This window comes from Clostridium fessum (assembly GCF_003024715.1).
In the GTDB taxonomy this organism is placed as follows: Bacteria; Bacillota; Clostridia; order Lachnospirales; family Lachnospiraceae; genus Otoolea; species Otoolea fessa.
This window is the reverse complement of record NZ_PYLO01000001.1, coordinates 443,368-456,954: the sequence shown is the minus strand read 5'-3', so window position 1 is coordinate 456,954 and position 13,587 is coordinate 443,368. Positions and strand designations below refer to the sequence as shown.

The window sequence follows — 13,587 nt, the reverse complement described above, 5'->3', positions numbered from 1 at the left end:
AAGAGGTAGTTGTAAGGTACAGGTATGCAGGGAAAGATAATTAAAGGGATCGGCGGTTTCTATTATGTACACGACGGTATTGGAAAGGTATATGAATGCCGTGCAAAGGGAATTTTCCGAAATCGCGGCATCAAGCCGCTGGTAGGCGATGACGTGGAGATCAGTGTTCTCGATGAGGAGAAGGCGACAGGCAATCTCGATGAGATCCTTCCTCGTAAAAACCGTCTGATCCGCCCGGCGGTTTCAAATGTTGATCAGGCGGTGGTGGTTTTTGCCATCACCGATCCGATGCCAAATTTAAACCTTCTCGACCGCTTCCTCGTCATGATGGAACGGCAGGAAGTTCCGGTCAGCATCTGTTTCAACAAGATCGATCTGGTCGATGCAGCCGAGCAGGAGAAGCTGCGTGCGATCTATGAACCGGCGGGCTATCCGGTGCATTTTATCAGCACCTACGAAAAATCAGGGCTGGAGGAGTTTCATCGGTTGATCATTGGGAAAACAACGGTCTTAGCAGGACCTTCGGGTGTCGGAAAATCGTCGATCACGAACTTTATCCAGCCGGAGGCACAGATGGAGACGGGCGGTATCAGTGAGAAGATCCGCCGGGGCAAACATACGACGCGCCATTCAGAACTGTTTTTCGTGGAAGAGAGCACCTATATGATGGATACGCCGGGATTCAGTTCTCTCTATATCGAGGATCTGGAGCCGGAGGCGCTCAAGGACTTTTTCCCGGAATTTGAGGCATATGAGGATGAATGCCGTTTCTTAGGCTGTGTCCACATTGGCGAGCGCGAATGCGGCGTCAAGACGGCGGTGCAGGAGCATAAGATCGGGCAGAGCCGGTATGACAATTACCGTTTGATGTATCAGGAATTAAAAGAGAAAAAGAAATACGGCAGAAGCAGCCGTTGAGGATATTATACAAAAAATGGGAGGAAAGAACCATGATTATATTATCACCTTCGATTCTGGGGGCAGATTTTACGAAGCTGGGAGAGCAGGTCGCTGAGGTGGACAAGGCAGGCGCACAGTACATCCATCTGGATGTGATGGATGGCGCGTTTGTGCCGAGTATCTCCTTTGGAATGCCGGTAATTAAGAGCCTGCGCCCGGTGACGGATCGTGTGTTTGACGTACACATGATGGTGGAAGAACCGGGACGTTACGTAGAGGATATCAAAAAAGCGGGGGCGGATCTGATCTGTGTGCATCAGGAAGCCTGTCTTCATCTGGACCGCACGATCGCGCAGATCCGTGAGGCAGGGCTGCAAACAGGTGTAGCGTTAAATCCGGCGACCCCGGTCGAGACACTGGATGTTATTTTGCCGGAGGTGGACATGGTTCTTCTGATGACGGTCAACCCGGGATTTGGCGGTCAGAAATTTATTCCATATACGGTAGAAAAAATCAAGAAGCTGCGCGCAATGTGCAGCGAGAGGGGACTTTCCACCCGCATTGAGGTGGACGGCGGAATCACGCCGGACAATGTGCGGACGGTATTAGAGGCAGGAGCCGATGTGATCGTGGCGGGAAGCGCCGTATTTAAGGGAAACCCGGCTGGGAATGTAAAAACATTTTTAAATATTTTTCAGGAATTTGAACAGGGATGATGAAGATGAAGCGTTGTTTGATTGTGACAGGCGGAACGATTGATATTGCGTTTGCGAAAGATTTTCTCTCACAGCGCTCGTATGACTATGTAATTGCGGCAGATGCGGGGCTGGAGGTTCTGCGCCCGCTGCATATTTCTCCAAATGCGGTGGTCGGCGATCTGGATACGGTGGACAAAAAGGTTCTGGAAGAATATCAGAACCAGCCGGACATCGAATTTGAGATCCATAAACCGGAGAAGGATGAGACGGATACGGAGCTGGCGCTTTTGACGGCGGCGCGCCAGGGCTGTGAGGCAGTTGATATCCTGGGGGCGCTGGGCGGCCGTATGGATCACGCCATCGGCAATATCCAGCTGATGTATCAGTTTTTCTGCCAGGGAATGGAAGTGAATATTTATGATGCCCGCAACCGCCTGTATCTTCTGGGCGGGCATAAGGTATTTCACCGGGAAGAGGTGTATGGAAAATACATTTCGTTCCTGCCGATGACCGAGACTGTCGAGGGGCTGACGCTGCGGGGATTTAAATACCCGCTCCAGCGGCGGACGATCGGGCTGGGGACGAGTCTCTGCATCAGCAATGAACTCAAACGGGAAGAGGGCATTCTGGAGCTGGAGAGAGGCGTCCTTTTGTGCGTGGAGGCACATGATTAATCCGGATAAAAAAGTGGCAAGTTATAACTGACCTGCTTAAAATGATAAAAACTGTATGTTTTTCAGGGGACAAGATTGTGCTATGATGAGTCCAATAACAAGGGAGGATGAAACATCATGGCAAACAAATCAAATCAGGCTTACAAGATCGCGATGGTCGGTCTGCTGGCAGCTCTCTCCTATGTCGTATTTACATACGGACAGGTGAAGATCACACTTCCGGGCGGCGATGCAACTTCCATTCATCTGGGAAATGCAGTCTGTGTCATCGGGGCACTCTTAGTCGGCGGCTTTTACGGCGGTTTGGGAGGTGCTATCGGCATGACGATAGGTGACCTTCTCGATCCGGTTTATATTGTATATGCACCGAAGACATTTATCTGCAAACTCTGCATCGGACTGATCGCCGGATTCGTAGCACATCGTCTGGGCAAGATTGACCGGAGCACCGATAAGAACCACATCCTTGGTTTTACGATTGCAGCAGCGGTGGCAGGTCTTTTATTCAACGTCATTGCAGATCCGCTGATCGGATATTATTATAAACTCTGGATCATTGGTAAACCGGCGGCAGAGCTCACACTTGCATGGAATATCGCAGCGACTTCGATCAATGCGGTGACATCTACGATTGCGTCTGTTGTTATATATATGGCAGTTCGTCCGGCACTCCGCAAGGCAGGTTTTCTGGATGCATTGTCTGTAGAAGCGAGAGCATAAGGCAATTTATCTCAGTCGAGAAGAATTAAAATGAAATACATACAGGAGACTGTGGTTGGGCAGAATGGGAAAAACATCTGTCCGGGCGCAGTCTCCTTGTTGCGTCATTGGAGTGTGCGGCTTATAAAACACAAATGCATAGATACACGCTTGTAGGAACCAGAATCATGCCGCAGGCAGTCGTATCTGCTGCGAGAATATGTTAGATTATAAGGTTGCTTAAAATTGATGTTGGGGTCAAAAGACGTTTTGACCCCTCTGATACCAGATTGCTCCGCACTATATGCTCCCGCAATCTTCAAAAACATTCGTAATTCGCTCATTTTTCTTGGAAAAATGGCTACTTACTCATGTTTTTGGCGGGTCCCAAGGTCAAAAATTCTCCTGCAGGCAAGCTTGCGTCGAACTTCTGACCTTTTGACCCTGGTATCTTAAAATTAAGAAAATGAGGAAAAATTATACATGGAAGGAATTCAGAAGAAAATAGCGGTTTTAAATGACCTGTCAGGCTACGGGCGCTGTTCGCTGACGGCGGCGATGCCGGTTATCAGCGCCCTCAAGGTACAGTGCTGTCCGGTGGTGACGGCGGTGCTGTCCAATCACGCGGGATATCCGGAATGCTATATGGATGATTATACCGATCGGATGGAGGCATACCTGGAGCCGTGGCGGAAGATGGGATTTGAGATGGACGGAATCATGACTGGATTCTTAGGTTCTGCCAGACAGGCGTCGATCGTGGCAGATTTTATCCGGGATTTCAAACGGGAAAATACGCAGGTTTTGGTAGATCCGACGATGGGAGACCACGGACATCTCTACAGCGTCTGTGACGAGGATCTGATCGAGGCGATGCGGGAGCTGATGCAGTATGCGGACGTTGTCACGCCAAATCTGACGGAAGCCTGTGCCCTGACGGACACGCTGTATCAGGAAAATGGATGGAGTAAGCGCAAGCTCTCAGATCTGACCTGGAAGCTTCACCTTTTGGGCGCGCGGTCAGTCATTTTGACAGGCGTGGTCAAGGGCAAACAGATCCTCAACGTGATCCATGAGCGCGGCAAGGAGCCGGTCTTTCATGCAACTAAATTTGTGGCGGGCAATTACCACGGAACCGGGGATGTCTTTGCAGCAGTCATCGGTGCCAGCATGGTGCGAGGTGTGCCGATGGAGGAAGCCGTCAGACGGGCGGCAGCTTTTACAAAAAAATGTGTGGAAAAGACAGAAGAACTTGGTGCCCCGGAGCAGGACGGACTGTGCCTGGAGGAGTGTCTGTCCTATTTGACGAAATTGAGTTAAATATAATGGGGCAGTCTATCCTGTTTTGTATCAAGAAGAACAGAGGTTACAGTTCACGGGTAGGCACTTTTGGAACCGAAAGTGCCGTAAGAAAACGTGGTGGCAGCAGGAATTTGCCGTATTTAAATGCGAAGCCACGGCAAATTCCGTTACTGTTCACGTATGCGTGAACAGTAACGAACAGAGGAACTCTTGAAACAGGGCTTTTCATTCGTACAAAGTTGTAGTATAATTATAACTAGTTTTCGTGCAGTTAATTGCATAACAGTAGGAGGAAGATATGTTAGATCTTAAATTCGTCAGAGAAAATCCTGACATTGTAAAGCAGAATATTAAAAATAAGTTCCAGGACAAGAAAATTCCGCTGGTAGATGAGGTAATTGAGCTGGATGCCAAGAACCGTGCAGCGAAGAAGGAAGCAGACGATCTGCGTGCGAACAAGAACAAGATTGCAAAACAGATCGGCGCTCTGATGGGTCAGGGAAAGAAAGAGGAAGCAGAAGAGCTGAAGAAACAGGTAGCAGAGCAGTCTGCCCGCCTGTCTGAGCTGGAAGAGCAGGAGAAGGATCTTGGCGAGCGCATCTTAAAGATTATGATGACCATCCCGAACATCATTGATCCGAGTGTTCCGATCGGTAAAGACGACAGCGAGAACGTAGAGATCGAGCGCTTCGGCGAGCCGGTTGTACCGGATTTCGAGATCCCGTACCACACCGAGATTATGGAGAAATTCAACGGCATCGATCTGGACAGTGCCAGAAAGGTAGCTGGAAATGGTTTCTATTACCTGATGGGCGATATCGCAAGACTTCATTCTGCTGTTATCGCATATGCAAGAGATTTCATGATTGACCGTGGATTTACCTACTGTATCCCGCCGTTCATGATCCGCAGCAATGTTGTAACCGGCGTTATGAGTTTCGATGAGATGGATGCGATGATGTACAAGATCGAGGGCGAGGATCTTTACCTGATCGGTACCAGCGAGCACTCTATGATCGGTAAATTCATTGATACCGTAGTTCCGGAGGAAGAGCTTCCGAAAACACTGACCAGCTATTCTCCGTGTTTCCGTAAAGAGAAGGGCGCTCACGGCATCGAGGAGAGAGGCGTATACCGCATCCACCAGTTTGAGAAACAGGAAATGATCGTAGTCTGCAAACCGGAAGACAGCAAGATGTGGTATGACAAACTGTGGAAGAACACCGTGGACCTGTTCCGTTCCATGGATATTCCGGTTCGTACTCTGGAGTGCTGCTCCGGAGACCTGGCTGATCTGAAAGTAAAATCCGTTGATGTAGAGGCATGGTCCCCGCGTCAGAAGAAATATTTCGAGGTTGGAAGCTGCTCCAACTTAGGTGATGCACAGGCAAGACGTCTGAAGATCCGTGTCAACGGCAAAGACGGCAAATACTTTGCACACACCTTGAACAACACTGTAGTAGCTCCGCCGCGTATGCTGATCGCATTCTTAGAGAACAACCTGCAGGCAGACGGTTCTGTCCGCATTCCGGAGGTTCTGCGTCCGTATATGGGTGGTAAGAGCGAGATTCGCTAAGTTCATTTGAGTCCAGTAAAAAAACGCCATGGGTTGTGTGCCTGTGGCGTTTTTTACTGGACTCATTGTGAATTGCAGAAATATAGACATTGTCTTTTTTCAGGCGGCATTATGATGGCAGTTCTTCCAGCTGATTCGACGGCGTCGCCATCATCGAATAATTCGTATGATAAATCACAAATCCCGGAGCAGCGCCCGCTACTTTTTTGACCTGCTTTTTCTGTACATAATCGATCTCAACTTTTTCATTTTCCCGTCCCTTGGAATAGTAGGCAGCCAGCCCGGCAGCTTCCTCGAAGGTGCGGTCCGGAAGCTCTTTTCCTTCGGATTTCACAATGACATGGGAACCCGGGATTCCTTTTGCGTGGAACCACCAGTCATTTCCAGTCGCGATCTTGAAGGTCAGCTCCTCATTCTGGTAGTTGTTTTTGCCGACGTAGATATGGAATCCGTCGGAGGAAAGGTAGTGGAATGGGCGGCTTGTGATTTTCACTTTCTTTCCAGCCGGACCGTGCTTTTTGATGAAGCCATATTCCGTCAGCTCCTGCTTGATCTGGGTCAGATCTTCCTCCTTTAAGGCAATATCGAGGGAGGTACTGATGGATTCGAGGTGCTCGATCTCCTGCTTCGTCTCCTCAATGAGCTGGCTCTGAGCCTCGAAAGTACGTTTGAGTTTTCCATATTTGTCAAAATACTTCTGCGAATTTTCGCGGGCGGTCAGCTGCGGGTCAAGCGGGATCTTGACCTCTTTTCCTGTGTAGTAGTTCGTGCAGACAAGTTCTTTTTCGCCGCCGGTCAGCTCATAACCGTAGGTGTTTAACAGCTCGCCGTAGAGCTTGTATTTATCCCGTTTTTCGGTGTCCTTTAACTGTTTCTGCTGCAAATCGTATTTTTTATAATTGCGCTCCAGGGCAGTCTGGACGATCCGGCGCAGATCCGAGGATTTCTGGCGGATTCGTGTGATGACGTTCTTGGACGCATAGTAGGTCTCCAGCACTTTACTGATCGAATCAAAGTGTTCGACCTGATATTCCGGCGGGAACGAGGCCAATGGGAGAGCGGCAAATTCCATTGGCTCATCTTCACGGTATACGATGCAGGGCGAGAACTGTCCATTTTTGATGGATTCCATTGCCAGTTCCAGCGTGTGCCCGAGGTGCGTGCGCTCCAGCTCATTCAGTTCCGATGCGGGGCGGTCGGCATCGATCGATGCCTCATAGCAGAATTCTTCTGCCATGACCGGGCTGATACCGGTGAAATTCGTGTAAATGGCTTTTCCTGCCGGTGCCGGTGACTGTGCCAGAATGGAGGCGAAATCATCGGCAGATGCAGTCAGCGGATCCTGCTTCGCGACCGTCTGCGGGAGGAAATATTGCCGTCCCGGCAGAACCTCGCGCACGGAGCTGACCTGCACGGAGATATGTTTGATACTGTCGAGGATCGTGCCGTCAGGGCTGCAGAAAATGATATTGCTGTATTTTCCCATCAGTTCGACGATAAGCAGCTTGCGGCAGAGGTCACCCATCTCGTCCAGATGTTCGATCTCAAAATGAATACAGCGTTCCAGACCCGGCTGGCTGATGGACACGATGCGTCCGCTTCCGATGTGCTTGCGAAGCAGCATGCAGAAATTCGGGGCAGTCATCGGTCCCTGCTTGTTGGTATCCGTCAGATATGCCAGCGGGAGACTTGCGTTGACCGAGAGAAGAAGTCGTTTCGTCTCCCGGAAGTTCTTTATGGTAAAAAGAAGTTCATCGCGCTCGGTCTGCGTGATCTTTGCGATCTTGCCGCCGGTAAGCGCGTCACTAAACTCCTTAACCAGGTTTGCGATTACAATTCCGTCAAATGCCATGGTTTTGGTGCTCCTTTATTTGTGTAGTATCTACTATTATAATGAAAGAAGACACGAAAAACAATCACTTTTAAATTCGGTTGACGCTTGCGGCGATTTGCATTATAATACCATTATCTATGGATGAAAGAGAGAGGCGTCACTATGCTTAAAAGTATGACTGGATTTGGCCGATGCGAGATGGCAACGGATGAATATAAGATTTCTGTGGAGATGAAGGCGGTAAACCACCGTTACTTGGATCTCAGCATTAAGATGCCGAAGAAATTTAATTACTTTGAGGCGGCGATTCGCGCGCAGCTCAAGAAATACATTCAGCGGGGAAAGGTAGATGTCTTTATTTCCTATGAAGATTATACGGATGAGAAGATGTCCTTAAAGTACAATCGTTCCCTGGCCGGCGAGTATATGGATTATTTCCGTCAGATGGCGGACGAGCTTGGGATTCCGAATGACGCGACGGTGATGCGTCTTGCACGGTGTCCGGAGGTCTTTACGATGGAACAGGTGCCGGAGGACGAGGAGCATATGTGGCAGATTCTCGAAAAGGCGATCGGCGAGGCGGCAGAGAAATTTGTCGAGACACGCACACGCGAGGGTGAGAATCTGAAGCAGGATCTGCTTGGCAAGCTGGACTATATGGTAACGCTGGTCGATCAGATTGAAGAACGTTCCCCGAAGATCGTGGAAGAATACCGGGCGAAACTGGAAGATAAGGTGAAAGAGCTTCTGGAAGGAAGCAGCGTCGATGAAGGCCGGATTGCGGCAGAGGTTGTGATTTTTGCAGATAAGATCTGCACCGATGAGGAGACGGTCCGCCTGAGAAGCCACATTGAGGCGACCCGCAAGGAGCTGACGGCGGGCGGAAGCGTCGGACGTAAGCTGGATTTCATTGCACAGGAGATGAACCGCGAGGCGAATACGATTCTTTCCAAGGCAAACGATCTGGAGGTTTCCGATTGTGCGATTGCACTCAAGACAGAGATCGAGAAAGTCAGAGAGCAGATTCAGAATATTGAATAGCCGATCATGCTGGAAGAGGTATTCACGGAAAGCTGCCGTTGGCGGTGAAAATACGGAGAATATGAAATATTGTAATAATAGATAGAATTTAGAAAGCAGGCGAAATATATGGATAATCAGGGAGTACTGGCAGTTATATCCGGATTTTCAGGGGCAGGCAAGGGAACATTGATGCGTGCATTGCTGGAGCGGTATGACAATTATGCCCTTTCCATCTCCGCGACCACCCGCGCACCGCGCGAGGGCGAGGTTGATGGAAGAGAGTATTTCTTTAAGACCCGGGAAGAGTTCGAACAGATGATCGAACACGATGAGCTGGTCGAATACGCCCAGTATGTCGGAAACTATTACGGCACACCGAAGGAGTATGTGTTTTCCAACCTGAAAGCGGGCAAGGATGTTCTTTTGGAGATTGAGATTCAGGGTGCCCTGAAAATCAAGAAGAAATTCCCGGAGGCAGTTCTCATTTTTGTCACGCCGCCGAGTGCCGGGGAGCTTAGAAACCGGCTGGCAGGTCGTGGAACCGAGACACCGGAGAAGATTGCCGCACGGCTTTCGAGAGCAGCAGAGGAGTCCAAGCAGATGGATGACTACGATTTCATTCTGGTGAATGATGAGGTAGACCGCTGTGTAGAAGAAATGCACGCACTGATTCAGGCGATGCATGCCAGAACAGAAAATCACAAGACTTTGATTGAAAAAATAAAAGAAGAGATGAAGCAATTCTGAAAGGAGAAAGATGTATTATGATGCTGCGTCCGTCATATCTTGACTTAATTAATGTTGTAAACAAAGAGGCTGAGCCGGGGAAAGAACCGCTGATTCAGAGCCGTTACTCCATCGTAATTGCGACTGCAAAGCGTGCAAGACAGCTGATCGCCGGTGATGAGGCACTGGTCATTGAGAATGGAAGAAAACCGCTTTCGATCGCGATCGACGAGCTGTACCATTCTAAGGTTAAAATTGTAGCAGAGAACGATTCCCCGGAGGAAGAGGTCTAAAAGGCGACAGAAGACCGTCCCGTGTTCATTATGTACATGGAGATGGTCTTTTCTTAGATATAGAGTAACTGTTCAGTAGGTCTGCGCATTTACTGCGCTGACCGTACGAAAACATGGGCCAGCAGGAAAAAATCCCATTGCCGTAGGCAATTTTTAATGGATTTTTGCGCGTGACTGTGAAGATACTGAACAGTTACGATATAGAATTTTTGTGACGGTTCAAATCGATTATGGTTACAGAAATTTTTTAAATATGGTATTAGGAGAGAATTGAATGAAATTACTTTGTATATCCCTTGGCTGCGATAAAAACCTGGTTGATGCAGAGCGTATGCTGGGTTCGCTGAGCCAGGACGGGTACACGTTTACCGATGACGAGCAGGAGGCAGATGTCATTCTGGTCAATACCTGCTGCTTTATCAACGATGCCAAGGAGGAGAGTGTCAACACCATCTTAGAGATGGCAGAGTACAAAAAGAGCGGAACCTGCAAGGCGCTCTTAGTCAGCGGCTGTATGGCACAGCGTTACAAGGAAGAGATCCTGCAGGAGGTGCCGGAGGTGGACGGTATTCTCGGTACGACCAGCTATGATGAGGTCAGCAAGGTGCTGGCGGAGGCGCTGAAGGGCGAGCGGGTATCTGATTTCCACGATTTGTCCGAACTTCCGGAGACGAAGATGCGGAGCAAACGTCTGGTGACGACCGGCGGACATTATGCTTTTTTAAAGATTTCCGAGGGCTGTAACAAACGGTGTACCTATTGTATTATCCCGTCCCTGCGTGGACCGTACCGCAGTGTGCCGATGGAGCAGCTTCTCGCAGAGGCAAAGGAGCTTGCGGATCAGGGTGTGAAGGAACTGATTCTTGTCGCACAGGAGACGACGCTTTACGGCGTGGATTTGTATGGAGAGAAGACCCTGCCGAAACTTTTACATGAACTGGCACAGATCGATGGAATCGAATGGATCCGTATCCAGTACTGTTATCCGGAGGAGATCACCGAGGAGTTGATTCAGGCGATCAAGGCGGAGGAAAAAGTCTGTCATTACCTGGATATTCCGATCCAGCACGCGAGCGATGCCGTTCTCAAGCGGATGGGACGCCGTACGAATCAGGCGGAGCTTCGGGAGCGGATCGCGCATCTGCGGGAAGAGATCCCAGATATTGCACTCCGCACGACCTTAATTTCCGGTTTCCCGGGTGAGACACAGGAGGATCATGAGGAACTGATGCGGTTCGTCGATGAGATGGAATTTGACCGCCTGGGCGTGTTTGCATACTCTGCGGAAGAGGACACACCGGCAGCCGGATATCCGGATCAGGTACCGCAGGAGGTCAAGGAAGACCGCCGCGACGAGATCATGGAGCTGCAGCAGGAGATTGCCTTTGAGAAAGCCGAGAATATGAAAGACCGTGTGCTTGAGGTTATGATCGAGGGAAAAGTGGCAGACGAGAATGCTTTCGTGGGACGTACCTATAAGGACGCGCCGAACGTAGATGGTTTGATTTTTGTCAATGCGGATGTTCCGCTGATGTCCGGCGATTTCTGCCGTGTCCGCGTAACGGGAGCACTCGAATATGATTTGATAGGAGAGTTGGCTGATGAATTTACCGAATAAGCTTACGACGCTTCGCGTCATCATGATTCCGTTTTTTGTGTTTTTTCTTCTCTGGCAGAATGGTGAAAACCGTACCTTCCGTATGATTGCACTGGCACTGTTTATCATAGCCAGCCTGACCGATCTTCTGGATGGAAAGATTGCCAGAAAGTACAATCTGGTTACGAACTTTGGAAAATTTATGGATCCGCTCGCGGACAAGCTCTTAGTGTGCTCGGCGCTCATCTGTCTGATCGAGCTGAACGCGCTTCCAGCCTGGATGGTTATCGTCATCATCAGCCGGGAGTTTATCATCAGCGGATTCCGTCTGATCGCCTCGGACAACGGAGTTGTCATCGCCGCCAGCTATTGGGGCAAATTTAAGACGACGTTTCAGATGGTATCGGTGGTGTTATTGATTCTGGATATTCCGGCGCTTGCGTTTGTCACGACGATCTGTGTCTGGATCGCGCTGCTGCTGACGATTGTGTCACTTGTTGATTATATTTACAAGAATCATAAAATACTGACAGAAGGGAGTATCTGATATGATAGTCGAACTGATCTCGGTAGGAACAGAGCTGCTGCTTGGCAATATCGTCAATACCAATGCGCAGTATTTATCGGAAACGTGTGCAAAGCTGGGGCTTAACGTCTATTACCAGACGACGGTAGGGGACAACCGGGAGCGCATGACAGAAGTCTTCCGGACGGCGCTCTCAAGAGCCGATCTCGTTATCATCGGCGGCGGTCTGGGACCGACGGAGGATGATATCACGAAGGATGTCTGCGCGGAGCTGATGGGAATGCCGTTAGTCGAGGATCCGGAGGTGCGGGCACATCTGGAGGACTGGTACCGGCAGCGCAAGCGCACCGATATTCCGGATAGCAACTGGCGTCAGGCGCTGGTGCCGGAGGGCGCGGTGGTATTTTCCAACACAAACGGCACAGCTCCAGGACTTGCCCTGGAGAAAAACGGTAAGACCGCGATTCTTCTTCCGGGACCGCCGAACGAACTGTATCCGATGGTGGAAGATCAGGTTTGTGCTTATATTCAGAAACGATCTGACTGTGTGATCTATTCCCAGATGCTCAAAATCTGCGGATACGGGGAGAGCAAGGTGGAGGAGATGCTTCTCGACCTCATCGACCAGCAGACGAACCCGACGATTGCGACCTATGCAAAGACGAAAGAAGTACATTTGCGCGTGACCGCGAGAGCCGAGAGCGAAGACGCGGCAAAACAGCTGTTAAAACCGGTTATCAAAGAGATTAAGAAACGGTTCGGTAATGCGGTTTACACGACGGATGAGCATGAGAATCTGGAGGATGTCGTTGTTCGCCTCTTAAAGAAATACGACCTGACTGTGACAACCGCAGAGTCCTGCACAGGCGGTCTGATCGCCGGACGCATCGTCAACGTGCCGGGGGCCTCAGAGGTCTTTAACGAGGGATACGTGACGTATTCCAACAAGGCAAAGAAAAAGATCCTGGGCGTCAGTAAGGCGACCCTGAAAAAATACGGCGCGGTCAGCGAACAGACGGCGCGTGAGATGGCTGCAGGCGGTGTATTTACGACGGATGCGGATGCCTGTATCGCTGTGACCGGCATCGCCGGACCGGACGGCGGAACCGAGGAGAAACCGGTGGGACTCGTCTATATCGCATGTTATATGAAGGATAAAGTCAAAGTAGAGGAATACCATTTCCGCGGAAACCGCGAGAAGGTGCGTGAGCAGACGGTGATTCAGGCGCTGGATCTGCTGAGACGGTCGATTATTAAGAATTATAAAAAAGATTGATCATGTAAAGGAGGGAGAGCTGACAGGCGGGGAGAAATAGCCGGAAACGTGCTGTTTTTAGAGCGCCATGGATCAGGCTCTCCTTTTTTAGGAGGCGGGGACGATGATTTGGTATAAATATCTGTATCTGGGAGAAACTGCTAAAAAGCATCGTTTTTCGATTCTACAGAAACTCCGCCTCGGAAAGCTACAGCCGGGCGTTCACGTGATCACGCCTGCCTCAGGCGGACACAACCTGCTTGATATCCAGCCTGCCTATGTGCTCCGGCAGAATTATTACCGGGAGCAGGCGGATCTGCTGATCGTAGGGGTCGGCGCGAGCTACCAGGATGCCGTGGAGACGGTGGGGCGGATTGTGGATGAAACGTACCGCGAGACGGGTGGATTTGATGTGAAGACGTATCTGAGAGAGAAGGAAGACAGGCTGAGGAAAAAGAGGTAAGTATTTTGTAGCCTTTGATGA

14 protein-coding genes are annotated in these 13,587 nt (G+C 50.0%); 13 read left to right on the top strand and 1 reads right to left on the bottom strand.

The window, feature by feature from the left end; genetic code table 11:
• Positions 1-24 precede the first annotated feature (24 nt).
• The 6 genes from rsgA (at position 25) to serS (ending at position 5,849) form a co-directional block, all read left to right on the top strand.
• Positions 25-918, top strand: a complete 894-nt coding sequence (rsgA, locus tag C7U56_RS02200) for a ribosome small subunit-dependent GTPase A (protein ID WP_106999960.1) — start codon at positions 25-27, stop codon at positions 916-918.
• 32 nt (positions 919-950) lie between these two features.
• Positions 951-1,616: a ribulose-phosphate 3-epimerase gene (gene rpe / locus C7U56_RS02195; protein WP_022360278.1), complete on the top strand. Its 666-nt coding sequence runs from the start codon at positions 951-953 to the stop codon at positions 1,614-1,616.
• A gap of 5 nt (positions 1,617-1,621) precedes the next feature.
• Positions 1,622-2,272 (top strand): thiamine diphosphokinase, encoded by a 651-nt coding sequence (locus tag C7U56_RS02190; protein ID WP_107000407.1) that lies wholly within the window; start codon positions 1,622-1,624, stop codon positions 2,270-2,272.
• A gap of 117 nt (positions 2,273-2,389) precedes the next feature.
• A complete protein-coding gene (locus C7U56_RS02185) occupies positions 2,390-2,992 on the top strand; it encodes an ECF transporter S component (RefSeq protein ID WP_022360276.1) in 603 nt (200 codons plus the stop codon).
• A 462-nt stretch (positions 2,993-3,454) separates the two neighbouring features.
• Positions 3,455-4,291 carry a pyridoxamine kinase gene (locus C7U56_RS02180; RefSeq protein ID WP_106999959.1) on the top strand — a complete coding sequence of 279 codons (837 nt, stop codon included), beginning with the start codon at positions 3,455-3,457 and terminating at the stop codon, positions 4,289-4,291.
• 280 nt (positions 4,292-4,571) lie between these two features.
• Positions 4,572-5,849 carry a serine--tRNA ligase gene (gene serS / locus C7U56_RS02175; RefSeq protein ID WP_022360274.1) on the top strand — a complete coding sequence of 426 codons (1,278 nt, stop codon included), beginning with the start codon at positions 4,572-4,574 and terminating at the stop codon, positions 5,847-5,849.
• A gap of 109 nt (positions 5,850-5,958) precedes the next feature.
• Here the strand turns inward: serS and C7U56_RS02170 are convergent, their stop codons facing one another.
• Complete coding sequence (locus C7U56_RS02170; protein WP_106999958.1) at positions 5,959-7,701, bottom strand: Rqc2 family fibronectin-binding protein; 1,743 nt, start codon at positions 7,699-7,701, stop codon at positions 5,959-5,961.
• Positions 7,702-7,845: 144 nt separating this feature from the next.
• On the opposite strand from C7U56_RS02170, the gene C7U56_RS02165 reads away from it, so the two are divergent.
• The 7 genes from C7U56_RS02165 (at position 7,846) to C7U56_RS02135 (ending at position 13,566) form a co-directional block, all read left to right on the top strand.
• Positions 7,846-8,724 (top strand): YicC/YloC family endoribonuclease, encoded by an 879-nt coding sequence (locus C7U56_RS02165; RefSeq protein WP_106999957.1) that lies wholly within the window; start codon positions 7,846-7,848, stop codon positions 8,722-8,724.
• Between the two features lie 108 nt (positions 8,725-8,832).
• Complete coding sequence (gmk, locus tag C7U56_RS02160) at positions 8,833-9,453, top strand: guanylate kinase (RefSeq protein ID WP_022360271.1); 621 nt, start codon at positions 8,833-8,835, stop codon at positions 9,451-9,453.
• Positions 9,454-9,470: 17 nt separating this feature from the next.
• On the top strand, positions 9,471-9,725 hold the full coding sequence (gene rpoZ, locus C7U56_RS02155) for a DNA-directed RNA polymerase subunit omega (protein WP_022360270.1): 255 nt from the start codon (positions 9,471-9,473) through the stop codon (positions 9,723-9,725).
• Between the two features lie 274 nt (positions 9,726-9,999).
• Positions 10,000-11,343 (top strand): 30S ribosomal protein S12 methylthiotransferase RimO, encoded by a 1,344-nt coding sequence (rimO, locus tag C7U56_RS02150; RefSeq protein ID WP_106999956.1) that lies wholly within the window; start codon positions 10,000-10,002, stop codon positions 11,341-11,343.
• On the top strand, positions 11,327-11,869 hold the full coding sequence (pgsA, locus tag C7U56_RS02145) for a CDP-diacylglycerol--glycerol-3-phosphate 3-phosphatidyltransferase (protein ID WP_106999955.1): 543 nt from the start codon (positions 11,327-11,329) through the stop codon (positions 11,867-11,869). Before rimO ends, pgsA begins: the two co-directional genes overlap by 17 nt.
• A gap of 1 nt (position 11,870) precedes the next feature.
• On the top strand, positions 11,871-13,124 hold the full coding sequence (locus tag C7U56_RS02140) for a competence/damage-inducible protein A (RefSeq protein ID WP_106999954.1): 1,254 nt from the start codon (positions 11,871-11,873) through the stop codon (positions 13,122-13,124).
• Positions 13,125-13,227: 103 nt separating this feature from the next.
• Positions 13,228-13,566, top strand: coding sequence for a hypothetical protein (locus C7U56_RS02135; protein ID WP_106999953.1), 339 nt, complete (start codon positions 13,228-13,230; stop codon positions 13,564-13,566).
• Positions 13,567-13,587 lie beyond the last annotated feature (21 nt).